Below are 25,094 nucleotides of genomic sequence, written 5' to 3'. Positions count from 1 at the left end.
CGCCTGCCAACGGTTTCCTTTCCGGCCAACAGCCGGTAGTACCTCCATAGGACAGGGGATCACGCATTCTTGCGGCAATGCAAAAGGTGTGAATTCCAAGCCCGTCCTATTTCAGACAATTGGATTGTGGCCCCTTTACGAGCGCTTCAGAACTTCATTCCAATTTTAGGTTTGTAAAGTAGGTTGTCTTAATGCCGGCGTATGAAAGGCAGATGTCAGGGGGTACCGAGCCAAAGCGCGTGCTTTCGCGCGCGCTGCTTCTGGCCGTGATCTGCTGCTCGCTGATCGCCGGGCTGGGACCGGCGGCCGCCTTCGAAATCTTCGGCATCAAGCTGTGGGGCTCATCGAGCGATGAGGATGCCGACATCGTCGATCCGATGCGCTACGCCGTGACCATCTCCGCGCCCGACGCCGACAAGGACCTGGTAAAAAAGCTCGAAAACGCCTCGGCGCTGAAGAGCGACGAAGACCATCCCGTCTCCGGCTCGCTCGGTCTGATGGCCAAGGCGCGCAGCGATCGAGAACAGCTTGTGGCGGCGCTCTACGCCGATGCCCGCTACGAAGGCGTCGTCACCATCACCATCGAGGGCAAGCCGCTGGACGAATTGCCGCCGGACGCCGAATTCAAGGGTCCGCAGCCCATTCCCGTGGCCGTCAACATCGCCGCGGGTCCCAAATTCACCCTCGGCGATATCCGGCTGGAGGGTGACGCCGCTGGACTGATGAGCGCCGATTACGGCCTGATATCAGGCGGCGACGCTGGGTCTGGCGCGGTGCTCAAGGCCGAGGCGCTGATCGTGCGCACGCTGAAGGAGCAGGGCAGGCCGCTGGCCGAGGTGACCAGCAGGCACATCGTCGCCGACCATGACACGTCGACCCTCGACGTGACGCTGACGGTTGCTGCCGGGCCAGTCGCCGGCTATGGCGCGACCACGGTGGAAGGCACCGAGAAGGTCGACCGCGACTTCACCGAATACATGACCGGGCTGAAACGTGGCCGGCAATACTCGCCTCAGGAGATCGACGATGCGCGCGACAGGCTGCTGGCGCTCGAGGTCTTCAACAGCGTGACTTTCAAGGAGGCCGACAAGCTCGATGCCGAGGGCAACATTCCGATCGGCGTCCAAGTCAGCGAGCGCAAGCCGCGTTATTTCGGACTGGGCGGCACCTTCTCGAATACGGAAGGGCTGGGGCTGGAGGGGTATTGGGGCCATCGCAACCTGTTCGGCCGGGCCGAGAAGCTGCGCATCGACGGAGCCATCAGCGGCATCGGCAGCAATGACCTGTCCGAATTGAACTACAATGCCGGCATCATGTTCGAGAAACCCGGCGTGATCGGGCCGGCATCTAAATTCTTCGCCGGCATCAAGACCGTGCTCGAACATCCCGACGCCTACGACCATTTCTCGGTCAAGGGCAACACCGGCCTGTCCTATGAACTGACCAAGAACCAAACCGTGTCGGCCGAGGTCGCGCTCGACTATTCACGCATCCACGATTCCTTTGGCAAACATAAATACCTGATCGCCAGCATCCCGCTGCAATATGTCTATGACAACAGGGACGTCAGGCTGAACCCGACCAAGGGCTTCAGGTTGCTGGCCTATGCCGAGCCGAGCTACGACATATTGAGCGGTGCCGCCTTCCTCAAGCTGAAGGGCGAGGGATCGGCCTATCAGTCGCTGGATACCGCTTCGAAATTCGTGCTGGCGGAACGTGTCGCACTTGGCTCGATCGTCGGCACCAGCCTGCAGAACGTGCCTGCTGACCGGCGTTTCTATTCCGGCGGCGGCGGCTCGGTGCGCGGCTATGCCTATCAAGGCATCGGCCCCAAGGATTTCACCGGCCAGCCGATCGGCGGCCTGTCCTTCTTCGAGACCTCGGTTGAGATGCGTATCGCCATCACCGACACGATCGGCATCGTACCGTTCGTCGATGCCGGCACGGTATCGACGAAGTCGTTCCCCGATTTTTCCGACGTCAAGGTGGGCGCCGGTGTCGGCTTGCGCTATGTGACGCCATTCGGGCCGCTGCGTATCGACGCCGCCGTGCCGCTCAACCGCGACCCAGGCGACCCTCATTTCGGCATCTATGCCGGCATTGGCCAAGCGTTTTGAACATGAAGACGGTCTGGCGCATCCTTCGCATTTTTCTCTACACGCTGCTGATCGTGGTAGCAGGCGCCATCGGCGCGCTTTTCGTGCTGACCAAGACCGAGCGTGGACGCGACAATCTCGCCGGCATCATTTCGCGCCTGGCCTCGAGCGACGAGCGTAAGGTCACCGTCAGCGGCATCGACGGTATCTGGTCGGGCGCGCTCAGTGTCGACCATGTCGTGCTGGAGGACCGCGAGGGCGCCTGGCTGGTGGCGCGCAAGGTGGCCATCGACTGGTCGCCGCTGGCACTGTTGTCCAAAAACTTCAGCGCCGACCGCATCGCGGCGGAGCGCATCGAACTTGCGCGTCTGCCGGTGGCCGGCACGCAGCAGCCGGCGCAAGGCGGCGCGACGACGCTGCCGGTTTCCATTGATATCAAGCAGATCGACTTGCCGGAAGTCGCGCTCGGCCAACAACTGGCCGGCAGCGGCATCGCCGAACTCGCCGCCAAGGCCTCGGTGAAGGCCGACGCCGCACCGCTGTCGGTCGAGACGGTGCTCAACATTACCCGCCATGACGGCAAACAGGGCAATGTCGACGCGCAGATCCATTTCGCGCCAGCGGACAACAAGCTCGACCTCAACCTCAAGGCGTCGGAACCGGCCGGCGGCATCATCGCCAATCTGCTCAATCTGCCGGACACGCCGCCGGTCGACATCGTCGTCTCGGGCACCGGGCCGCTGGCCAACTGGAGTGGCGTCGGTACCTTCCTTGTCGATCATCGGATCGTAACCCAGCTCACCGGCCGCCATCAGCTCACCGACAAGGGTAACTATCTCGAAGCCAAGGGCGACGGCGATTTCGCCCGCTTCCTGCCGGAGAACCTGAAACCATTGTTTGCCGGTAAGACCAGCTTCGATATGGCGGGCACTGCCACGACGGCGGGCGGGATCAGTGTCGACCGGGCCAACATCGACAGTGATGCCGTGCACGGCACCGCGACCGGTATCGTCGATCCCGCCGGAGCCAGCGATCTTTCGGTCGAACTCGCCGCCAAGGGGCCACCCGTGGTGGTTAGCGTCGGCAGCAAGGCGCAGCCGATCACGCTGGCGATCAAGAATGCCACCGCCCGGGCGTTCGGCGACGGCAAGGCGCCGGTCGTCGATATCGGCGCCTCCTTCGTTTCGATCGTCGTCGGCGGCACGCGGCTAGACGACCTGGCGGCGCAGATACACTCCGACGGTTTCGACATCCAGAACCGCACCGGGCCGGTTACCGTCAAGCTTGGGTCCGGTGGCCTGAAAACCGACGTCGCGACGCTGGCGCCGCTGGTCACTGGCAAGGTCGATGTCGGCCTGGCTGGTTCCCTCAGCAAGGACGCCATTGTCATCGATCAGGGCACGCTCCGGTCCGATGCGCTCAATGCCTCGCTGACGGCGACCGTGGCGCTCGCCGACCTGTCGATGCAGCTCAAGATGAATGCCGATGCCGTGGCGACCGCCTTCCCGCAGCAGATCGCCTCGGTGCTCGGCGGGCGGGTGAAGTTCTCGGCCACAGCGTCGCGCGATCCGCAGGGCTCGTTCGCCGCCAACTCGATCGAACTCACGTCCGGTTCGCTCAGCGCCAGCGGTACCGCCAGCATGCAAGGTACCGACATCCTGGCCGATATCAAAGGCAGGCTGGGGGATGTTTCGGTGCTGTCGCCGACGGTCGGCGTCCCGGTCGAGGGCGGTGTCGATTTCGCCCTGTCGGCAAGCGGCGCCATGACCGCGCCGGATTTCACGGTTTCCGCCAACAGCGATAGCCTGACGGCCTCGGGCCGCACGGTGAAGTCGATCAAGCTGACCGCGAGCGGCAAGGCCGACATTGCTAGCCCTTCCGCCAATGTTTCGCTGACCGGCGCCGTCAACGACCAGCCGCTCGACATCAAGGCGGCGCTGGTGACGAGCGAAGGCAAGCGCTCGATCAATGGCTTTGCGGTGTCGCTGGGTGACAACAAGGTGTCGGGCGATCTGGCACTGGATGACAAGTTCATGCCGCTGGGCACGCTCATTCTTTCTGCGCCTGCAATCGATCAGCTTGCGGCGCTGGCCGGCCAGGCGGTGACCGGCGACATCAACGGCACCATTCGCTTTGCCAAGAGTGGCGACGTGCCCTCCGTTGCCATTGACGCGAAGAGCACGTCGATCGCGCGCGGCGAGGTGACGGCCAGCACAATCGCCGTCAATGCCTTGATTGCCAACTATCTCAAGGCGCCGGCGATTTCAGGCTCGATCAAGGCCGATGCTGTGACGTCGGGGACCACCCAAGTCGGCGGCATCATCGTCGATCTGAAGCGCGACGGAGACTGGACGAATTTTTCCGGCGGCGCCACCGTATCCGGCATTCCAGCGAAGGCGGCGGGGCGCGTGAAGATCGCCGATGGCGTCACCAGCGTCGAGATCGCCTCGGGCGAGGCTACGATTCGCGGCATCAAGGCGGCAATTGCCGAGCCATCTATGCTCAGTATCGCTGATGGCACCACCAGCATCGAAAAATTAGCGCTCGATGTCGGCGGCGGCTCGGTGGCGCTGTCCGGTACCGCCGGCCAGACGCTCGATCTCGCGGCAAAGGTCTCCGCCTTGCCGGCTGCCCTTGCCAACGGCTTTTCGCCCGGCCTCGATGCCGCTGGAACGCTTGATGGCAGCGCTGAGGTAACGGGCTCGCCGTCGGCTCCGGACGTCCGGTTCAATGTGCAACTGGCCGATGTCGAAACAAGCCAAACCCGTCAGACCGGGCTTGGGCAGCTCGCAGTCGACGCGGCCGGCAGCTACACCATGGCCGGCGGCGTCGTCCTCGACCACGCGACGCTCTCCGGTGACAAGGTTTCCGGTCAAGCCGCCGGCACGATCAATCCGAACGGCGCCAGCGATTTCGCCCTTGACCTCGTCTCATCCGGTCCAAGTCTGCCGCTCACGGTCGGAAGCGCCGAGAGTCCCATCAAGATCGAGGTCCGGTCGCTGTCGGCAAAGGTGGCGGGCGAGAGCACGCGGGCCCGATTGGATATGTCCGCGATCCTGCCCTCGATCGCCACGAGACCGGCGAAGGTGGACGGACTGAGCCTGGCATTGCACTCGGATGCGTTCGATCTGAAGAACCGCGCCGGGCCGGTTTCGGGCACAGTTTCGGTGGATAGGGTTGGGCTCGACAATCCCACCATCGCGCCGCTGATCGCCGGCAAGGTCACGGCCGCGCTCAGCGGGCGCCTGTCAGCCGACGCTGTCGCCATCGACAGCGGCTCGCTCAAAAGCGACGCGCTCAACAGCCAGGTCGCCGGCCTGGTGTCGCTGCGTGACGGCGCCATCGACCTCAAGCTGAAGGCGGATGCTCCATCGTCGGCCCTGCCGGCCGCAGCACGCGGCATGCTTGGCGAACGGGCGCAGTTGAGCGCCACGCTGAAGCGCGAGCCCAACGGTAATATCGCCATAGGCGGATTGACGCTGGCCTCCGGCGCGCTGACCGCACAGGGGCAGGCGAGCCTTGCCGACAATACGCTGGCCGCCGACATCAAGGGCGTGCTGGGCGATGTTTCGCTGCTGTCGAAGGATGCCAAAGGCGCTATCGCCTTTGCGCTGAATGCGCAGGGCCCGGCGACCGCGCCGGATCTGTCGCTGACCGTCGACAGCGACAAGCTTTCGGTGGCGTCGCGCGAGATCACCGGGCTCAGACTAACCGCCACCGGCAAAGCCGACGCGGCCAAGCCGGCGGCCAATGTGCAGCTGACAGGCAATGTCGCGGGCCAATCCTTGCAAGGCAGTGCGGTGCTGGCGACCGCGGACGGCAAGAGCGCCATCAATGGCCTGCTTTTGTCGCTGGGCCAAAACAGGATTTCCGGCGACCTGGCGCTGGACGACAAGTTCATACCCGAAGGCACGATCTCTCTCGACCTGCCCGATATAGGACCGCTTGCCGCACTGGCGCTGGAAAAAGCGGAAGGTGATGTGCGCGGCACGATTGCGTTCTCGAAGAACGGTGCCGCACCGCAGGTCGCCATCAAGGCTACGACCGCCTCGGTCACGCGCGGCGATCTTCAGGCGAAGGCCGTGTCGATCGACGCATTGATCGCCAATTACCTCGCCGCTCCGGTCATCTCCGGAAAAATCCATGCCGACACCGTCACGTCGGGCGGCACGGTGATCAGCGGCATCGATGTCGACCTGAAGCGTGACGGCGACTGGACCGGCTTTTCCGGCGGCGCGACGGTGAAAGGAATTCCGGCGAGGGCCGCGGGCCGCGTGAAGGCGGCAAACGGCACGACGACCATAGAGCTTGCTTCCGGCGAGGCGACCGTCCAAGGCATAAAGGCTGCCATCGCGCAGGCTTCGACCGTCACCATCGCCAATGGCACGACGACGCTGGACAGGCTGGTGCTCAACCTGGGCGGCGGCACGGCGACGGTGACCGGCAAGATCGGGCAGGCGCTCGACATCAACGCGGCGCTGGCGCGGGTGCCGATCTCGCTTGCCAACAGTTTTTCGCGGGGTCTCGATGCCGCCGGTTCGATTTCGGGCACGGTGAAGGTCACCGGGGCACCAGCCAGCCCCAGTGTGGCGTTCAACCTCGACGCTGCCGGCGTGCAGACTTCGCAGACCCGCGGCGCGGGGGTCGGTGCGGTGAGTGTCTCTTCCTCCGGCACCTTTGCCGGCAACAAGCTGACCTTCAACGCCAATGTCAGCGATGGGGCCGGCCTTGGTCTCAAGGGGGGCGGCACGGTGACGACATCAGGCACGCCGGCGCTCGCGCTTGACTTCAATGGCGCCGTGCCGTTCGGCATCCTCAGTCAGAGGCTCGCCGCGCAAGGCCTGTCGCTGACGGGGACCGCGAGTGTCAATGTGCAGGTACGCGGTCCCGCGACATCGCCGGTCATCGGCGGCAGCATCAGCACGTCGGGCGCCCGCCTGCTCGACGCGCGTTCCGGGCTTGCGGTCAACGACATCGCAGCCGAAATTTCCATCGGCAATGGCGTCGCCAGGATCAACCGGCTGACCGGGACGCTGTCGACGCGCGGCAGCCTGTCGGCCAGCGGCACGGTCGGTATCAATCCGGCGCAGGGGTTCCCGGCCGATCTGTCGATCAAGCTCACCGACGGCCGCTACACCGATGGGCGGGTGGTCACCGCCAATCTTGGCGGCGACCTGACGATCAAAGGACCGCTGACGTCGGCGCCGGTGATTGCCGGCACCGTCAACCTTGCCAAGACCGTGATCACCGTTCCGGACAAATTGCCAGGTTCGCTTTCGGCGCTCGATGTCAAACACAAGAACGCGCCCGGCGCGGTGAGGGCGCAGGACAAGGCATTGCGCCCGGCCACGACCAGCGGCAAGACGGGTGGCAGCGGCCTTGTGCTGGATGTCACCGTCAACGCGCCGAACCAGATCTTCATCCAGGGCAGGGGCGTGGACGCCGAACTCGGCGGCTCGCTCAGGCTGACCGGTCCGGCCTCATCGCCGCAAGCGGTCGGCACTTTCACGCTGCAACGCGGGCGGCTGTCGATTCTCGGCAAGCGGCTGACCTTCACCGAGGGCACGGTCGGCTTTTCTGGCTCGCTGGTGCCCTATCTCAACCTGACCGCGACAACGACCACGAGCAGCGCAACCGTCACCATCGTGGTGTCGGGCGAGGCGACCAATCCGAAATTCACCTTCACCTCGGTGCCGGCGCTGCCCGAGGACGAGGTGCTGGCGCAACTGATCTTCGGGCGGTCCATGTCGAACCTGTCGCCGCTGCAGATCGCGCAACTGGCCGAAGCCGCCGGGCAACTCGCCGGTGTCGGCGGCTCGACGTCGCTGCTGGAAAACCTTCGCAACGCGATCGGCGTCGACGATCTTGATGTCACCACCGACGAAAAAGGCGGCACGGCGGTTTCTGCCGGCAAGTACCTCAACGACCGCACCTATGTGACGATCCAGAAAGGCGACAAGCCGGGCTCGGGCAAGGCCACGATCGACCTCAACGTGGGACGCGGCGTCAAACTGCGCGGCGAGGCGACGGACGCCGGCGAAGCCAAGGGCGGCATCTTCTACGAGAAGGAATATTGAAGCGGAGACTTGGGCTGGCCCTCATCCTGGCGAGGGCTGGTCCTGTCGCAAACCGCGCCAATGTCTCAGTTTAATCGCCTGAAGAGATTTAGTGGAAATCCGTCGCGCACTAGCAATTTTGCGCCAAGACTGTCGCTATCACGCGAACCGCTCCCCCTCCAAAGTTGCACATTCGTCAATATGTTCCCAACCATGCCGTCTTTGACATCATGGCCTGGATGCGGAATGTTAATCGGCGGAAAGCCAACAATGGGAGTTAGTCATGACAATCTACAAGAGTAATGGCGATAGCGTTCCGGATCACATCCTGGCCATGGCCGAAGAAGCTAAGTCGGGTAAGGTCGATCGCCGCGAATTCCTCGCGCTTGCCAGCGTCTTCGGCGCTTCGACGGCCATGGCCTATGGCCTTCTGGGGCTCGCCGCCCCGACGCCGGCCAGGGCCGAGGACGTGCAGGGTAAGAAAGGCGGCGTGCTCAAGGTGGCAATGTCGGTGAAGGATCCCAAGGATCCGCGCACGGCCGACTGGTCGGAAATCTCCAATGCCGAGAGGCAGGCGCTCGAGCCGCTGGTGAAATACACCCACCAGTACACATTCGCGCCCTATCTCCTGGAAAGCTGGGACATCAATGACGACGCCACCGAGTACACGCTGCATGTGCGGCCGGGCGTCGAATGGAACAATGGTGACAAGTTCACCGCCGACGACGTGATCTACAATTTCACCCGCTGGGCCGACAAGGCCGCGGAAGGCAACTCCATGCCGGGCCGCCTCGGCAGCCTCGTCGATGACAAGACCAAGAAATTGCGCGAAGGGTCGGTCATCAAGGTCGACGACATGACCGTCAAGCTGAAGCTCACCAAGCCCGATATCGCCATCATCCCCAACCTGACCGACTATCCGGCACTGGTGGTGCACAAGAGCTTCGACGAGAAGGGCGCCAACTTCAAGAACTGCCCGATCGGTACGGGTCCGTTCGAGCTCGTCTCCTACGACGTCGGCCAGAAGGTCGTCTACAAGCGCCGCGAGACCGGCAAGTGGTGGCAGGGCGAAGCCTTCCTCGATGGCGTCGAGTTCATCGATTACGGCACCGATCCGGCCGCAACGGTTTCGGCCTTCGAATCGGGCGAAGTTCAGACCAACCATGAGACGACCGCCGACTACGTCAAGATCATCGCAGACGTCGGCGCGCCGCCTTCCGAGGTCGTGACCGCCGCCACCGTGGTGTCGCGCTTCAACGTCAACGCCAAGCCTTACGGCGACCAGAAAGTGCGTCAGGCGATGTGCCTGGCCGTCGACAACTCGGTGGTGCTGCAGCTCGGCTACGGCAATGCCGGCACGCCGGCCGAGAACCACCATGTCGCGCCGATCCATCCCGAATATGTCGAGCTGCCCAAGATCAAGCGCGACATCGCCAAGGCCAAGCAGATGCTGACGGAAGCCGGCGTGATCGATTTCGAACACGAGCTGATCAGCAACGACGAGGACTATCACAAGAACACCACGGACGCGATCGCGGCCCAACTGCGCGAGGCTGGCATCAAGGTGAAGCGCACCGTGCTGCCGAGCTCGACCTTCTGGAACGACTGGACGAAATATCCGTTCTCGGAAACCAACTGGAACATGCGTCCGCTTGGCATCCAGGTCATCGCCATCGCCTACCGCTCGGGTGAAGCCTGGAACGAGACGGCCTACGCCAATCCGGACTTCGACAAGAAGGTCAACGAGGCGCTCGGGATCGCCGACGCGGAGAAGCGCAAGGTGGTGATGAAGGACATCGAGCAGATGCTGCAGGATTCCGGCATTATCATCCAGCCTTACTGGCGCAAGCTCTACATCAACATCAAGCCCGAGGTGAAGAACCACTCGATGCACCCCACCTACGAGCACGATTTCGGCAAGGTCTGGCTCGATCAGGCGTGACCCACAGCCTGTCGGGAGCGGGGCGCCAGCGCTTTTCGCTCCCGCGGCATCGCCGCCGTTGCATTGGATGCAGCGGCGGCGCGACGTCACAAGGTTTTTGATACAGGGTTGAACCTATCTGACCCCAACCCGGCCGGCAGGGGGGTACAATGTTCTCATTCATCGCCAGACGCATCGGCACGATACTGCTCACGATGCTGTGCCTGACGCTGGTCGTCTTCTTCCTCGTCAATCTGGAACCCAACCTGAAGAAGCTGGCGATCAGCCAGACCGAGATGCACACCTCGGCCGAACAGCTGGAGAGCTGGCTGGTCAATCATGGCTACCGGCAGAACTTTTTCGTGCGCTACGGCCAATGGCTGGGCGTCGTGCCCAAGCAGCCGGTAACCGATCCGGCGACCGGTAAGCCGGCGCAGCGCTTCTCCTTCTGCAATGATCCGGCCGAGCCGAAGTTCTCCGGCGTGCTCCAGGGTGATTTCGGCTGCTCGACCAAATTCAAGACCACGGTGGGCGCCAAGCTGTTCCCTGCGCTCGGCGCCACGGGCATCCTGATGTTCTGTGTGCTGGCGGTGATGGTGCCGGTCTCGCTGCTGATCGGCATCCTGGCCGGCATGCGCGAGGGGTCGCGCACCGACCGGGTGCTGTCGGTCGCCTCGATCGCCTCGACGGCGACGCCCGAATACGTATCGGGCGTCATCTTTACCGTCATCTTCGCCTCCTGGCTTGGCTGGCTGAACGGATCCGCCGCATCGGCAAGCCAGGGCATCACCTTCTATAACTTCACGCTGCCGGTGATCACGCTGGCCATCTACGGCATCGGCTACATCGCGCGCATGACGCGTGCCTCGATGGTCGAGGTGATGACGCAGCAATATATCCGCACCGCCCGGCTGAAGGGTCTTTCCTTCAAAAGCGTGGTGGTCAAACACGCGCTGCGCAACGCTCTGATCGCGCCCTTCACCGTGATCATGCTGCAGTTTCCGTGGCTGCTCACCGGCGTCGTCATCGTCGAGGTGATGTTCCGATATCAGGGCTTCGGCTACACACTGGTCGAGGCCGCCGGCAACAACGACATCGACCTTTTGCTCGGCTGCTCGCTGGTCTCGGTGTTCATCGTCCTGATCACGCAGCTCATTTCCGATGTCGGCTACGCGTTCCTCAATCCGCGCATTCGGGTCCAGTAGGGGAGACGGCGCATGCAAGCCCAATATATCGGTGCCTCCACCGTCGTCCTCGAAGTGCTCTGGCGCTTCTGGCCGGTCTGGCTCGCGCTTCTCATCGTCATGGGCGCGAGCTTCCTCTACAAGAAGAAGCTGGCTCTCTACGGCCAACTGTTCGACAGCGGCGTCGGCATAGCGGGGGTGGCCATCTGCCTGTTCTGGCTGTTCACGGCGATCTTCGCCTCGACCATCTCGCCTTTCGATCCGCTCGGCCAGATTCCCATCATGAAGGATACACTGCCCGGAGCCATCGAACCGCAATCGGGCCTCGCCTATCTGTTCGGTGGCGACAAGCTCGCCCGCGATGTCTTTTCACGCATGGTCTATGGCAGCCAGATCGTCCTGATCATCGCGCCGGCGGCGACCGGCTTCGCGCTTATGGTCGGCATCACGCTCGGCCTGCCGGCCGGCTATTACGGCGGCAAGATCGATACCGTTTTGTCGTTCCTGGCCAATCTCGTGCTGGCCTTCCCGGTTATCCTGCTGTTCTACCTCCTGGTGACGCCGGGCATCATGGACACGCCGATCCCCTACGCGCTGGCCGGCGTTTTCTTCCTGTTCCCGATTATTTTCTTCTGCGTGCTGTTCTGGACGCGCTACAAGAACCGTTCCGACCGGATCTACATCCTGCTCGGACTGACGCTGGTGGTCGGCGGCTGGATCTATGCCGGCCTGGTGTTCGATGCCGACCCGCTGAAGATCGTGCATATCGATCCCAACCAGCTCAACATCTTCGTGGCGGTGGTGTTCGCCTCTAGCCCGGGCGTGTTCCGCATCGTGCGTGGCCTGACCATGGATATCAAGACGCGGGACTATGTGGCGGCGGCCCAGACGCGCGGTGAATCGCCATGGTACATCATGCTGTGGGAGATCCTGCCCAATGCGCGCGGACCGCTGATCGTCGATGCCTGCCTGCGCATCGGCTACACCACCATCCTGCTCGGCACGCTGGGCTATTTCGGCCTCGGGTTGGCGCCGGAAAGTCCCGACTGGGGCACGGCGATCAAGGATGCCAGCCGGCTGCTGCGTTCCTTTATCCACCCGGCACTGCCGCCGACGATCGCGCTGATGTCGTTCGTACTGGGGCTAAACCTGCTCGCCGATTCCCTGCGCGAGCAATCGATGAAGGATTGATGGCGGGGTCCTCGACCCTACTTGCCCGGAAAAACCAAGGATTGGAGCGACCCATGAACGAGGCAGTTCGAAATCCGGCCAGGCCGAACAATGGGCCGATCATCGAGATCGAGAACCTGTCGATCTCCTTCTTCACCCGCAAGGGCGAGATACCGGCCGTGATGGATTTTTCCTGCACGGTCATGCCCGGCGAGGCGATGGGCATTGTTGGCGAATCCGGCTGCGGCAAGTCGACCGTGTCGCTCGGCATCATGCGTGATCTCTCCAACATCGGAAAGATCGTCGGCGGCAAGATCAAGTTCCAGGGAAAGGACATGGGCGAGCTCTCCGAGGAGGAGCTGCGCAGCATCCGCGGCAACAAGATCGCCATGATTTACCAGGAGCCGATGGCGAGTCTGAACCCGGCGATGAAGATCGGCCAGCAGCTAATGGAAGTGCCGCTGATCCACGACAAGGTGTCGAAGGAAGAGGCCTATAAACGTGCGCTCGAAATGGTGCGCTCGGTGAAGCTTCCCGATCCGGAACGCATGATGCGCTCCTATCCGCACCAGCTTTCGGGCGGCCAGCAGCAGCGCATCGTCATCGCCATGGCGCTGCTGTCGAAGCCGGCGCTGCTTCTCCTCGACGAGCCGACGACGGCGCTCGACGTAACGGTGGAGGCGGGCATCGTCGAACTGGTCAAGGGGCTGGGCGAGAAGTTCGGCACCTCGATGATCTTCGTGTCGCACAATCTTGGCCTGATCCTGGAGACCTGCGACCGCATCACGGTGATGTATTCGGGCGAGGCCGTCGAGACCGGCAAGATCAAGGACGTGTTCGACCGGATGCGCCATCCCTATACGCAGGGCCTTTTCCGCTCGATTCCACTGCCGGGCGCCGACAAGAACTCGCGGCCGCTGATCTCGATCCCCGGCCAGCTGCCCCTGCCGCATGAAAGGCCGAAGGGCTGTAATTTCGGTCCGCGCTGCCACCATTTCGTCGAGGGCGTCTGCAACGCCGCCGAAATCCCGATGATCGAAGTCGCGGGACATGAAGGTCATTTCTCGCGCTGCGTGCGCTTCAACGAAATCGATTGGGACGCCCTGCCGCCCGGCGCCAAAAAGGTCAATGAGAAGGTCGTGCCTGGCGCACCGGTACTCAAGATCGAGGACTTGAGAAAATACTACAAGGTTGGCGGCAGCGAGGTGTTCGGCTCAAGCGAGGGCCGCGTCGTCAAGGCCAATGAGACGATTTCGTTTACGGCGCGCGAATCCGAAACCGTCGCCATTGTCGGCGAATCCGGGTGCGGAAAATCGACGCTGGCCAAAGTACTGCTCGGGCTCGAGACGGCGAGCTCCGGCAAGGTCACGCTCGCCAACAAGGAAATCCAGTCGACCGGCATCGAGAGCCGCAGCGTCGACACGGTGTCGTCGATCCAGATGGTGTTCCAGAACCCGTTCGATACGCTCAACCCCAGCCATTCGGTCGGCTCGCAGATCATCCGCACACTGGAAAAATTCAACGTCGGCAAGACCGTCGCCGACCGGCGCAAGCGCATGCTGGAATTGCTTGACCTGGTGAAGCTGCCGCGCGCCTTCGAGAGCCGCAAGCCGCGCCAGCTTTCGGGTGGCCAGAAGCAGCGCATCGGCGTGGCGCGCGCCTTTGCCGGCGATGCCAAGGTGGTGGTGGCCGACGAGCCGGTCTCGGCGCTCGACGTGTCGGTGCAGGCGGCGGTGACCGAGCTGCTGATGGACATCCAGCGCAAGAACAAGACGACGATGCTGTTCATCAGCCACGATTTGTCGGTCGTGCGCTATATCGCCGACCGGGTCGTCGTCATGTATCTCGGCTATATCGTCGAGCAAGGTACGACCGACCAGATCTTCGCGCCGCCCTATCATCCCTACACCGAGGCACTGCTTTCGGCGATCCCGATCGCCGACACCAGCGTGGTCAAGAAGCACATCGTGCTGGAGGGCGACATACCCTCGGCAATGAACCCGCCGACAGGCTGTCCATTCCAGACGCGCTGCGGCTACAAGAGACTGGTGCCGGATAATCTCTGCGAAACCAAGGTGCCGCCGGTAAAGAACCTGGGCGGCGGGCACATGAGCCTGTGCTGGCTCTCGGACGACGTTCTGGCGACGATGGAGCCAGTGATCAAGTTCGACAAGCAGCATGCCGACCATGAGGGCGTGCCGGACGACGCGCCGCATGGGGCCGGCCCGGGCTTTGCCGGTCAGCCACCCAACCGACCACATGGCAAGACCGCCAGTGCGGAAGCCAGCGCGGTGGGAGAGGACGCCGAGGAGACAGAAGCCGTGTGGCGAGCCCGCCGCCACGAGGTGCGCGACGAGGTCTCCGAAACAGGTGCACCGGCGACCGATGCCAACGCGACCTCCGCGCCTTTCACGCCGAGAACGCTTGGCGAGGGCCGCCAGGCAGAGAATGCGCGTGTCGCACCAATTAGCGGCCGTGCGGCCAGACCAGGCGCGGCGCGTGATGGCGCGGCCGACAGGAACCGACCCGCCGGCATCTCCAAGCCTGCCAAGCCGGACGACTTGAAATTGATATCCGGCGTGGGTCCGAAGACGGAAGCCATCCTCAATGGCCTCGGTATCTTCACCTACGCTCAAATTGCCTCGTGGAAGAAGGCCGAACGGGAGTGGGTCGACGACCATTTGAGATTCCAGGGCCGCATCGAGCGCGAGGACTGGGTCAAGCAGGCGAAGGCGCTCGCCAAGGGCGGCGAGGCGGAATACATCAAGGTGTTCGGCAGGAAGCCGCGCTGACAGATGCTGTCGTTGTAGCGGGAGCCCTTTAGCTGCCGCACTGCCTTAGCTGTTCGGCATAGTCGCGGGCCATCTTGTCGGTGGCCCGGGCATAGCTCTGGACGCCGGAATCGCCACGATTGCCGCGGCCATAGGCGGTCCAGCCGAGATAGTAGGCAAGGTAGAGATTGTAGGTGTCGTTGCGGGCGACGCCGTAGGTATCCGCTGTCTTGGAATGGTACCAGCCGACGAAATCGACGGCGTCGGCGAATTTGGTCCGGCGCGCCGCCCAGTTGCCGGTTTCGCTCTGATATTGCGACCAGGTGCCGTCCAGCGCCTGCGAGAAGCCGGTGGCCGACGAGACGTGCTTCCATGGGATGAAACCGAGCAGTTTGGTGCGTGGCGGCCGGGCGTTGCTCTTGAATCCCGATTCCTTGCGCACGGTCGCCATCAGCACGGGGACGGGCACGCCGTATTTCTGCTCGGCGCGTTCGGCGGCCGACTGCCAATTGTCGAACCAGCCGTCATTCTGGTCAAAGACGGCGCAGACATTGTTGATGTGGCTGGGGGCCGTCGCACAGGCCGAAAGTGCCAGCAGCATACCAACCGCTACAATTTTACTAAAACTCGACCTACGCATCGGCAGAGCAATAGGCTCAAATCATAAAGGGAATCTTGCTGCCCTCGTTAACGGGCCGCCGATGCGGGCGCTTCAGAAAAATGCCATATTGATCACCCGACATATCTTGTCGCTTTTCATAAATCGATGTTTCGAAAATGCCGCCTCGGTTAAAATCGCGCCCGCAAACGGCGTATTTCTGACAGCTGGCGCGGTTTGCCGAGGCTTTGATGCCTGGCATGAACGAACCAAGACGCAAGCGCGGCGCCGAGCGCACCAGCAACCGGGGACCAGGGCCTATCCCGCAGCTGCCGGCGAGGCGGGTGACCAATCCTTATCCGCCGATGGCCTTGCTGTCGCCCGACCAGATCGAGGCGATCCACCAGGCGTCGATGCACATATTGGAGAATTTCGGCATCGAGGTGATGAGCCCGCGGGCGCTCTCGCTGTTCGAGCAGGCCGGTGCCAGTGTGGACCACGCGTCGGCGAACGTGCGCATTGACCGCGGCATGGTCGACGAGGCGCTGAAGACGACGCGGTCCAATTATTCCCTTACACCGCGCAATCCGGCCAACGCCGTTCATCTCGGCGGCAACACAATCAATTTCACGCTCGTTGCGGGGCCGCCCAACGTGCACGACATGGCGCGGGGCCGCCGCCCCGGCAATTTGCGCGACTATGCGGACCTGACCCGGCTGGCACAGCATTTCAACTGCGTGCACATGCTCGGCAACCAGGTCTGCGCGCCGGTCGAATTGCCGGCCAATTCGCGCCATCTCGACACCTATTTCACCAATCTGACGCTGACCGACAAAAGCTTCCATGTCTCGGCGATCGGCCGGGGCAGGGCGCTGGACGGGATCGAGATGATGGCGATCGCGCGCGGGCTGACGCTGGACCAGTTGCGCGACGATCCCGGCATCGCCACCATCATCTCGGTCAACTCGCCGCGCCGTTTCGACGAGATGATGGCCGAGGGGCTGATGACGATGGCCGAATTCGGCCAGTCTGTGGCAGTGACGCCGTTCACGCTGATGGGCGCGATGAGCCCGGTGACGCTGGCGGGTGCGCTCGCGCAGCAGAATGCGGAAGCACTGTTCGGCGTAGTCCTGACGCAACTTGTGCGTCCGGGCGCGCCGGTCATGTATGGCGCCTTTACCTCCAATGTCGACATGAAGTCGGGCGCGCCGGCCTTCGGCACGCCTGAAAACACCAAGGCCAACATCGCGTCGGGGCAATTGGCACGGCGTTACGGGCTGCCCTACCGAACAACGCCGGGCTCGGCCTCCAACGCCGCCGATGCGCAAGGCGCTTACGAGACGTTGATGGCGCTGTGGGGCGCTGTGCTCGGCCACGGCAACCTCGTCTATCACGCCGCCGGCTGGCAGGAGGGCGGGCTGACGGCGTCGTTCGAGAAATTCATCATCGACGTCGAAATGATCCAGCACATGATGGAGTTTTTGCGCCCGATCGTGGTCGACGAGGCCGAGCTTGCCGTCGAGGCGCTGGGCACGGTGCCGACCGGCGGCCATTTCTTCGGCGAGCCGCACACGCTGGAACGTTATGCGACGGCCTTCTATCAGCCGATGCTTTCGAACTGGCAGAATTTTGAAGCCTGGCAGGAAGCCGGCGGCCTCGACGCAACCGCGCGCGCCACGCGGTTGTGGAAGAAGGCGCTCGAAGACTATGTCGAGCCGCCGATGGACGTCACCGTGCGCGAAGCGCTGGAGGCCTACGTGACCAAGCGCAAGGAAGCGATTGGGGCGGGCGAGCCGTGATGCGCCACGAACGTCCCGTTTTGAATCATCTAGCCCATCCAACTCACTGATATCAGAGAAGAACCCATGAAATCGCATGCAAAGGTCGTGGTCATTGGCGGCGGGGTTGTCGGGTGTTCCGTGCTGTTCCATCTCGCCCGCCATGGCTGGACCGACGTCGTGCTTCTGGAGCGAGACGAGCTGACTTCAGGCTCGACGTGGCACGCGGCCGGCGGCATGCACACGATCAATGGCGATCCCAACGTCGCCAAGCTGCAGAAATACACGATCAACCTCTACAAGGAGATCGAGGAGCTTTCCGGCCAGGCGACCGGCGTGCATCTGACCGGCGGCGTGCTGCTGGCGGCGACCGAGGCACGGCTCGACTGGCTGCGTGGCGTCGTCGCCAAGGGTCGCTATCTCGGCATCGATCTCGAAGAAATCTCGCCGAAAGAAGCGGCCGAACTGATGCCTCTGCTCGACCCCAAGCAGTTCGTCGGCGCTGTCCGCAACAAGGAGGACGGCCATCTCGATCCCTCCGGCGTCACCCATGCCTATGCCAAGGCTGCGCGTAAGCTGGGCGCCGAGGTCGAGCGCTTCACCAAGGTCGAGGACATCGTGCGGCGTCCCGACGGGCTGTGGCGCGTCATCACCAACAAGGGCGAGGTCGTGGCCGAGCATGTCGTCAACGCCGGTGGCCTTTGGGCGCGCGAGGTCGGCCGCATGGTCGGGCTCGAACTGCCGGTGCTGGCCATGGAGCACATGTACCTGATCACCGAGGACATGCCGGAGGTCGCCGCCTGGAACGCCAAGACCGGCACCGAGATCATCCACGCCGTCGATTTCGACGGCGAGCTCTATCTGCGCCAGGAGCGCGGCGGCATGCTGATGGGCACCTATGAGAAGGCCAACAAGGCATGGTCCGAGCACCAGACGCCGTGGAATTTCGGCCATGAATTGCTGGAGCCGGACATCGACCGCATCGCGCCGTCGCTGGAAGTCGGCTTCCGGCATTTCCCGGCCTTTCAGAACACCGGCATCAAGCAGATCATCAACGGACCCTTCACCTTCGCGCCTGACGGCAACCCGCTGGTCGGGCCGGTGCGCGGTTTGCCGGGCTTCTGGGTGGCCTGCGGCGTCATGGCCGGTTTCAGCCAGGGCGGCGGCGTTGGGCTCGCGCTGTCCAACTGGATGATCGAGGGCGATCCCGGCGCCGACATCTGGGCCATGGACGTGTCGCGCTATGGCGACTGGGCGACGATGGCCTACACCAACGCTAAGGTGCGCGAGAACTATTCCAGGCGCTTTTCGATACGCTTCCCCAATGAGGAATTGCCCGCCGGACGGCCGCTGAAGACCACGCCGGTCTATGACCTGCTGTCGGCCAAGGGCGCGCAATGGGGCGTGTCCTATGGGCTGGAAGTCCCGCTCTGGTACGCGCCCGAAGGCGTCAAGGACGAGTTCTCGTGGCGTCGCTCGAGCGATTTCGCGCATGTCGGCAGGGAGGTTGCAAACGTTCGCGGGGGCGTCGGCCTCGCCGAGATTTCGAATTTCGCCAAATACGGCGTGACAGGCGAGGGTGCTGCCGCATGGCTCGACCGGCTGCTCGCCTGCAAGCTGCCGAGGCCAGGCCGCATGACGCTGGCGCCTATGCTGAAGGAGGACGGCAAGCTCATCGGCGATTTCACGCTGGCCAATCTCGGCGGCGAGGAGTGGTTCATCGCCGGTTCCGGCATTGCCGAGCAGTACCATATGCGCTGGTTCGAAAAGCATCTGCCCGCGGATGGTTCTGTCCGCATCGAGGCTTCGGGCGCGAAACTCACCGGCCTTGCCGTCGCCGGGCCGAAGGCGCGGGACGTGCTGGCCAAGGTCACGCGGACGGACGTCTCGAACGCCGCCTTTCCCTTCATGGCCATCGGCAAGATGGATATTGGCATGGCGCCGTGCCTGGTAGGCCGCGTCAGCTACACCGGTGATCTCGGCTATGAAATCTGGGTGGCGCCGGAATATCAGCGCGCGGCGTTCCAGGCGCTGATGGCGGCGGGCGAGGAGTTCGGCATTGGCCTGTTCGGCTCCCGTGCGCTGAACGCACTGCGGCTGGAAAAGAACTATGGCTCGTGGGCGCGCGAATACCGGCCGATCTACGGACCGCTGGAGGCAGGGCTCGATCGCTTTGTCGCCTATGGCAAGGAAGCCGATTTCATAGGCAAGACCGGGGCGTTGGCAGAGCGCAGGCAGGGCGGCAAGCTCAGGCTGCGCGCCTTCATCGTCGAGGCTGCCGACGCCGATGTCATCGGCGACGAGCCGATCTGGTTCGGCGGCACGGTGCGTGGCTGGGTGACGTCAGGCGGCTATGCGCATCATTCAAGGAAATCGGTGGCCATGGGCTACGTGCCGAAGGAGATCGCCGAGGAGAGCGAAGGCTTCGAGATCGAAATCCTCGGCAAGCGCCATGCCGCACGCATGCAGCCGGTACCGTTGTTCGACGCCAATTTGGAGCGAATGCGGGCGTGAACAATCCGCATCCGGCTCGCATCAGGCAGCGCGGCGATTGTCGAGCGCAAAGGCGCCAGGGCCGGCGAAGAACAGATAGAGGAAGATGAAGCAGAACGAGATCGCCAAATCGCCGCCATTGTTGACCGGGAAGAAGCCGCGCGGCATGTGCGCCATGAAATAGGCGATCGCCATCTCGCCGGCCAGAAGGAAGGCGACTGGGCGGGTGAACAGCCCCAGCGCGAGCAGGATGCCGCCGGCGAACTCGAGAATGCCGGCTGTCAGCGTCAACCCGCTGAGGGCGTGGGGTTCGGCGCTTGCCGGGAAATTGAACAGCTTCTGGCTGCCATGCTCGATGAACTGCAGCGCGGTTATGATGCGCAGAACGCCGAGCGCCTGTGGCTGGTATCGGGCCAAGCCTTCAAAAAGCGCCATCTGAAACTCCGTTTTCGCCCTCCCGGCCCGACCTAGATTATCGCCCTGAAATGGACCATTCACTTCCCGCTACCTAACATCAACAATCGGTGATGCGAGATGTTCCGCAACGCGTCGATATTTTCTCCCTAAGGTTGCATTATTATCCCTATGGTTGTATCGATTTGTAGATAGTTGAAATCGTTCGGGGGTCTCTCGCCATGAAAAAAGTCGTCATCAGCTTTTTCGCAATCCTTGCCGGTACCAGCTTCGCGATGGCCGAGGATGCCGGCTGCGAGGCTTTCAAATGGCCGGTAACGCGCGAGCAGGCGCTGTTCGCCGCGCCTCCTTCTGCTGCGTCGGGGACGACGCTGGCGATCGGCGCTGCCGCCGATCTGGTTCTGGTGCCGGCCGAGACAGCGGAATTCGCCCTCCCGCCGGAACGTGCCCCGGCGCCTGGCACGTTCGGCGCTGTCGCCAGCATGGTTGTGCCGCCGGAAGGGGGCATCCAGATAAGCTTGTCGGGCGAAGCCTGGATCGATGTCATTCAAGACGGCCATACCGTGAAATTGGCCGGCTACAGCGGGGTCAAGACCTGTCCGGACATTCGCAAAAGCGTTCGGTTCAAGCTTGCGCCCGGCCCGGCCACCGTCCAGTTCAGCGGTGCAAAAAAGGCAGGCCTGAAAGTCGCGGTGCTGACGCCGGAATAGCTCGGCGCCAAGCGAGGACACGGCCCTCAATCTTACGATCAAAGGCCGTCCTCCTGTGCGACGTTGAGCCCCTTACCGTCCGGGCGCCATCAAGGCGAAATGGGCGCCTTGCGGATCCTGGCACTGCACGATCCAGCTGCCGCCGGGGACCTCCATCGGGCCCATTAGGATCTTGCCGCCATTGTCGGTCACCTGTTTTGCCGCCGCGTCGATGGCGGTTACGTTGAAATAGAACTGCCAGACCGGCACCGGGATCTGTTCGGGTTTGTTCATGATGCCGCCACCGGATTCGGGGCCGGCCGCGAAGGTTTGATAGGTTCCCATCGGCCCCATGTCGAAATCGCCGGCATTGGTCCATCCGAACTGGCTGGAATAGAAGTCGAACGCGGCCTTCCAGTCGGTTGTGTAAAGCTCGTGCCAGCCGATATGGCCCGGCGTGCTGGCCGGCACGACCGGCTGGTCGGGCCCGTTCGGCTGCAGGAACATGAAGGTCGCGCCTTGCGGATCGGCGACGACGGCGAAGCGGCCGACGCCCGGAATGTCGTCGGGCTGGCGATGAACGGCGCCGCCGGCCTTCTGCAGCGACGCCGCGGCAGCATCGACATCCCTGGTGTGGATGTAGCCAAGCCAGGCGGGAGGCATGCCCATCTTGGCGGCATCCTCAGGCATCGTCATCAGCCCGCCGACGCCACGCTCGCCGACATTCATGACGATGTAGCGCGGCATGCCGGGAGCCTTGTCGAAGGCTTGCGCGGTCCAGCCGACCACCTTGGTATAGAACGCCTCGGCGGCGTCGAGGTCTGATGTCATCAATTCGTACCAGAAGAAGGGCATTGGGGATTTCGGCATCGTCGGTCTCCTCACCTTTTGCGTCGATCGTCCTTCGATCCATCATAGGACGATCTTCGAGACGGAAATCCGACAGCGGAGGAAAAATTGCGGCTCGACAGGCATGCCATGATTACGGCCTGCCGCTTAGCGGACCGTCCTTCCTCGAAGGTTCGACATTCGCGCATTACGATATTAAACGTGAACTAAATTATCATGTTTTATTCGAGCCTTTTCAGAGGCTTATGTAGAAAATTGACCAATTGATAAAAAAATAAAACGTGCTAGCCTTCCCTAAAACGAAAACAAGGGGAACTGACGATGGCAGAAGGCCAGTTCAGGGAAGGCATTGCAGGCGGCCGGCTGCCTGCCGATCAGTATGCGGACAATTTTTCCGACCTGCATCCGCCGCTCGACCACCACGAGGCGCTGGTCGAAGCCGACCGCTGCTATTTCTGCTACGACGCGCCGTGCATGAACGCATGCCCGACCTCGATCGACATTCCACTGTTCATCCGCCAGATCTCCACGGGCAATCCGATCGGCTCGGCCAAGACCATTTTCGACCAGAACATTCTGGGCGGCATGTGCGCCCGCGTGTGCCCGACCGAAACGCTGTGCGAGGAGGTCTGCGTGCGCGAAGTGGCGGAAGGCAAGCCGGTGCAGATCGGTCGGCTGCAGCGCTATGCCACCGATATCGCGATGAGCGAGAACAGGCAATTTTATCCACGTGCCGCACCGACAGGCAAGGCGGTCGCCGTGGTGGGCGCCGGGCCGGCCGGCCTTGCCGCCGCACATCGGCTCGCCCGCCATGGCCACGACGTCACAATCCTGGAAGCGCGCGCGAAGGCGGGCGGGCTCAACGAATACGGCATCGCCGCTTATAAGAGCGTCGACAATTTCGCCCAAGCCGAGGTCGAGTACGTCACCTCGATTGGCGGGATTGATATCCAGAACGGTAAGGCGCTCGGCCGCGACTATCAGCTCTCCGACCTGATCCGCAATTATGACGCGGTGTTTCTGGGCATGGGGCTCGGCGGCGTCAATGCGCTGCGCGCCGATGGCGAGGCCGCCGTGGGCGTCACCAACGCCGTCGAGTTCATCTCCGAGCTGCGCCAAGCCAGCGATCTCTCCGGCCTGCCGGTCGGCCGCCGCGTCGTCGTCATCGGCGGCGGCATGACGGCGATCGATGCCGCGGTGCAGTCGAAGCTGCTTGGCGCCGAGGAGGTGACGATCTGCTACCGGCGCGGCCAGGAACATATGAATGCTTCCGAATTCGAGCAGGACCTGGCGGCCGCCAACGGCGTCGTCATCCGACACTGGCTACAGCCGAAGCGGGTGATTGCCGAAGGCGGCAAGGTCAATGCCATCGAGCTTGAATACACCGCCATGAACGGCGACAGTCTTGCCGGCACCGGCGAGACGCTGACCCTCGTTGCCGACCAGGTGTTCAAGGCGATCGGACAGAGTTTCGTCCCCGCTGCGCTCAACGGCAGCGGTGCTGCGATCGAGCTCGAGGCCGGGCGCATCAAGGTCGATGCGGAAGGGCGCACCTCGCTGGCCAAGGTCTGGGCCGGCGGCGACTGCATATTCGGTGGCGACGACCTGACCGTTTCGGCCGTGGCGCAAGGGCGTGATGCGGCGGAATCCATTCACCGGGCACTGACCTCGAACGGGAGGGCATGAGCATGGCAGATATCAGGAATAATTTCGTCGGCATCAAATCGCCCAATCCGTTCTGGCTGGCCTCGGCGCCGCCGACCGACAAGGCCTACAATGTCGTGCGCGCCTTCAAGGCCGGTTGGGGCGGTGTCGTCTGGAAGACGCTGGGCGAAGAGGGCCCGCCGGTGGTCAACGTCAATGGCCCACGCTACGGCGCGATCTGGGGCGCCGACCGCCGTCTGCTCGGCCTCAACAACATCGAGCTGATCACCGACCGCGACTTGCAGACCAATCTGCGTGAGATGAAGCAGGTCAAGATGGAGTGGCCCGACCGGGCGCTGATCGCCTCGATCATGGTGCCTTGCGTCGAGGAAAGCTGGAAGGCGATCCTGCCGCTTGTCGAGGAAACCGGCGCCGACGGCATCGAGCTCAATTTCGGCTGCCCGCACGGCATGTCGGAGCGCGGCATGGGCGCCGCCGTCGGCCAGGTGCCGGAATATATCGAAATGGTTGTGCGCTGGTGCAAGCAGTACACGCGCATGCCCGTCATCACCAAGCTGACGCCCAACGTCACCGATATCCGCAAGCCGGCGCGAGCAGCACATGCCGGCGGCACCGACGCGGTGTCGCTGATCAACACCATCAACTCGATCACCGGCGTCGATCTCGACAGCTTCGCGCCGATGCCGACCATCGACGGCAAGGGCTCGCATGGCGGTTATTGCGGCCCTGCGGTGAAGCCGATCGCCATGAACATGGTGGCCGAGATCGCGCGCGACCCCGAAACGCAGGGGCTGCCGATCTCCGGCATTGGCGGTATCACCACCTGGCGCGACGCTGCCGAGTTCATGGCGCTCGGCGCCGGAAACGTGCAGGTGTGCACGGCCGCGATGACCTACGGTTTCAAGATCGTGCAGGAGATGATCGCCGGTCTCGAAAACTGGATGGACGAGAAGGGCCATCGCTCGCTCGACGACATCATCGGCCGTGCCACGCCCAATGTCACGGACTGGCAGTATCTCAACCTCAACTATGTCGCCAAGGCGCATATCGACCAGGATGCCTGCATCAAATGCGGCCGCTGCCACATCGCCTGCGAGGACACCTCGCATCAGGCGATCACCAGCATGGTCGACGGCGTCAGGCATTTCGAGGTGATCGAGGCCGAATGCGTCGGCTGCAATCTTTGCGTCAATGTCTGCCCGGTTGACAACTGCATCACCATGGAGCCGCTGGCCGCCGGGGTGATGGACCAGCGCACCGGCATGCCTGTGTCGCCGGTCTACGCCAACTGGACCACGCACCCGAACAACCCAATGGCCAAGGTGGCGGCGGAGTAGGGCGGAACAATCAAGGAAAAAGCGGCGTCCTCGGGCGCCGTTTTCATTTTGCTATTGCAGATACAAAATATCC

At 63.1% G+C, this 25,094-nt stretch carries 14 protein-coding genes and 1 pseudogene; 11 read left to right on the top strand and 4 right to left on the bottom strand.

Annotated elements, in window-relative coordinates; all coding sequences use genetic code 11:
- The first annotated feature begins 191 nt into the window (after nt 1-191).
- The 6 genes and pseudogenes from LB541_RS22155 to LB541_RS22130 form a co-directional block, all read left to right on the top strand.
- Complete coding sequence (locus LB541_RS22155; protein ID WP_140521247.1) at nt 192-2,117, top strand: autotransporter assembly complex protein TamA; 1,926 nt, start codon at nt 192-194, stop codon at nt 2,115-2,117.
- A gap of 2 nt (nt 2,118-2,119) precedes the next feature.
- The gene (locus LB541_RS22150; RefSeq protein ID WP_224619595.1) at nt 2,120-8,173 is read left to right on the top strand and encodes a translocation/assembly module TamB domain-containing protein; all 6,054 of its coding nucleotides are present in this window, start codon (nt 2,120-2,122) and stop codon (nt 8,171-8,173) included.
- Between the two features lie 262 nt (nt 8,174-8,435).
- A complete protein-coding gene (locus LB541_RS22145; RefSeq protein ID WP_140648692.1) occupies nt 8,436-10,094 on the top strand; it encodes an ABC transporter substrate-binding protein in 1,659 nt (552 codons plus the stop codon).
- A gap of 149 nt (nt 10,095-10,243) precedes the next feature.
- Nucleotides 10,244-11,278 (top strand): ABC transporter permease, encoded by a 1,035-nt coding sequence (locus tag LB541_RS22140; protein WP_140521245.1) that lies wholly within the window; start codon nt 10,244-10,246, stop codon nt 11,276-11,278.
- A gap of 12 nt (nt 11,279-11,290) precedes the next feature.
- The gene (locus tag LB541_RS22135; protein ID WP_140495091.1) at nt 11,291-12,448 is read left to right on the top strand and encodes an ABC transporter permease; all 1,158 of its coding nucleotides are present in this window, start codon (nt 11,291-11,293) and stop codon (nt 12,446-12,448) included.
- 53 nt (nt 12,449-12,501) lie between these two features.
- Nucleotides 12,502-14,799, top strand: a pseudogene (locus tag LB541_RS22130) (dipeptide ABC transporter ATP-binding protein); the annotation flags it as partial.
- Between the two features lie 448 nt (nt 14,800-15,247).
- Here the strand turns inward: LB541_RS22130 and LB541_RS22125 are convergent.
- Nucleotides 15,248-15,838, bottom strand: a complete 591-nt coding sequence (locus LB541_RS22125) for a transglycosylase SLT domain-containing protein (protein ID WP_140521244.1) — start codon at nt 15,836-15,838, stop codon at nt 15,248-15,250.
- 16 nt (nt 15,839-15,854) lie between these two features.
- Entirely contained in the window at nt 15,855-16,058 is a 204-nt protein-coding gene (locus tag LB541_RS22120) for a hypothetical protein (RefSeq protein ID WP_140516680.1), read from the bottom strand.
- On the opposite strand from LB541_RS22120, the gene LB541_RS22115 reads away from it, so the two are divergent.
- Nucleotides 16,057-17,595: a trimethylamine methyltransferase family protein gene (locus LB541_RS22115; RefSeq protein WP_140516678.1), complete on the top strand. Its 1,539-nt coding sequence runs from the start codon at nt 16,057-16,059 to the stop codon at nt 17,593-17,595. The genes LB541_RS22120 and LB541_RS22115 overlap by 2 nt on opposite strands.
- 66 nt (nt 17,596-17,661) lie before the next feature.
- Entirely contained in the window at nt 17,662-20,088 is a 2,427-nt protein-coding gene (locus tag LB541_RS22110) for an FAD-dependent oxidoreductase (RefSeq protein WP_224619593.1), read from the top strand.
- A 21-nt stretch (nt 20,089-20,109) separates the two neighbouring features.
- Here LB541_RS22110 and LB541_RS22105 read toward each other — a convergent pair whose 3' ends face one another.
- Entirely contained in the window at nt 20,110-20,502 is a 393-nt protein-coding gene (locus LB541_RS22105) for a DoxX family protein (protein WP_140495101.1), read from the bottom strand.
- A 200-nt stretch (nt 20,503-20,702) separates the two neighbouring features.
- On the opposite strand from LB541_RS22105, the gene LB541_RS22100 reads away from it, so the two are divergent.
- Nucleotides 20,703-21,191, top strand: coding sequence for a hypothetical protein (locus LB541_RS22100; RefSeq protein WP_140656779.1), 489 nt, complete (start codon nt 20,703-20,705; stop codon nt 21,189-21,191).
- 72 nt (nt 21,192-21,263) lie between these two features.
- Here LB541_RS22100 and LB541_RS22095 read toward each other — a convergent pair whose 3' ends face one another.
- Nucleotides 21,264-22,040: a VOC family protein gene (locus tag LB541_RS22095; RefSeq protein ID WP_140495105.1), complete on the bottom strand. Its 777-nt coding sequence runs from the start codon at nt 22,038-22,040 to the stop codon at nt 21,264-21,266.
- Nucleotides 22,041-22,340: 300 nt separating this feature from the next.
- On the opposite strand from LB541_RS22095, the gene LB541_RS22090 reads away from it, so the two are divergent.
- Both LB541_RS22090 and preA read left to right on the top strand, forming a co-directional pair.
- Nucleotides 22,341-23,705, top strand: a complete 1,365-nt coding sequence (locus tag LB541_RS22090) for an NAD(P)-dependent oxidoreductase (RefSeq protein WP_140495107.1) — start codon at nt 22,341-22,343, stop codon at nt 23,703-23,705.
- A 2-nt stretch (nt 23,706-23,707) separates the two neighbouring features.
- Entirely contained in the window at nt 23,708-25,021 is a 1,314-nt protein-coding gene (preA, locus tag LB541_RS22085) for an NAD-dependent dihydropyrimidine dehydrogenase subunit PreA (RefSeq protein ID WP_140495109.1), read from the top strand.
- Nucleotides 25,022-25,094: the final 73 nt, after the last annotated feature.

Origin of the sequence: Mesorhizobium sp. BR1-1-15 (assembly GCF_020165475.1) — a bacterium.
Lineage (GTDB): Bacteria > Pseudomonadota > Alphaproteobacteria > Rhizobiales > Rhizobiaceae > Mesorhizobium.
This window is presented reverse-complemented; position numbering and strand designations above follow the sequence as displayed.

What these genes read in the sequence shown, in the direction of transcription:
- LB541_RS22155 (WP_140521247.1), top strand. Translation starts at nt 192, where the DNA reads ATGCCGGCGTATGAAAGGCAGATGTCAGGGGGTACCGAGCCAAAGCGC.
- LB541_RS22095 (WP_140495105.1), bottom strand. Translation starts at nt 22,040, where the DNA reads ATGCCGAAATCCCCAATGCCCTTCTTCTGGTACGAATTGATGACATCA.
- LB541_RS22105 (WP_140495101.1), bottom strand. Translation starts at nt 20,502, where the DNA reads ATGGCGCTTTTTGAAGGCTTGGCCCGATACCAGCCACAGGCGCTCGGC.
- LB541_RS22090 (WP_140495107.1), top strand. Translation starts at nt 22,341, where the DNA reads ATGGCAGAAGGCCAGTTCAGGGAAGGCATTGCAGGCGGCCGGCTGCCT.
- LB541_RS22115 (WP_140516678.1), top strand. Translation starts at nt 16,057, where the DNA reads ATGAACGAACCAAGACGCAAGCGCGGCGCCGAGCGCACCAGCAACCGG.
- LB541_RS22150 (WP_224619595.1), top strand. Translation starts at nt 2,120, where the DNA reads ATGAAGACGGTCTGGCGCATCCTTCGCATTTTTCTCTACACGCTGCTG.
- LB541_RS22140 (WP_140521245.1), top strand. Translation starts at nt 10,244, where the DNA reads ATGTTCTCATTCATCGCCAGACGCATCGGCACGATACTGCTCACGATG.
- LB541_RS22135 (WP_140495091.1), top strand. Translation starts at nt 11,291, where the DNA reads ATGCAAGCCCAATATATCGGTGCCTCCACCGTCGTCCTCGAAGTGCTC.
- LB541_RS22100 (WP_140656779.1), top strand. Translation starts at nt 20,703, where the DNA reads ATGAAAAAAGTCGTCATCAGCTTTTTCGCAATCCTTGCCGGTACCAGC.
- LB541_RS22110 (WP_224619593.1), top strand. Translation starts at nt 17,662, where the DNA reads ATGAAATCGCATGCAAAGGTCGTGGTCATTGGCGGCGGGGTTGTCGGG.
- LB541_RS22145 (WP_140648692.1), top strand. Translation starts at nt 8,436, where the DNA reads ATGACAATCTACAAGAGTAATGGCGATAGCGTTCCGGATCACATCCTG.
- preA (WP_140495109.1), top strand. Translation starts at nt 23,708, where the DNA reads ATGGCAGATATCAGGAATAATTTCGTCGGCATCAAATCGCCCAATCCG.
- LB541_RS22125 (WP_140521244.1), bottom strand. Translation starts at nt 15,838, where the DNA reads ATGCGTAGGTCGAGTTTTAGTAAAATTGTAGCGGTTGGTATGCTGCTG.
- LB541_RS22120 (WP_140516680.1), bottom strand. Translation starts at nt 16,058, where the DNA reads ATGCCAGGCATCAAAGCCTCGGCAAACCGCGCCAGCTGTCAGAAATAC.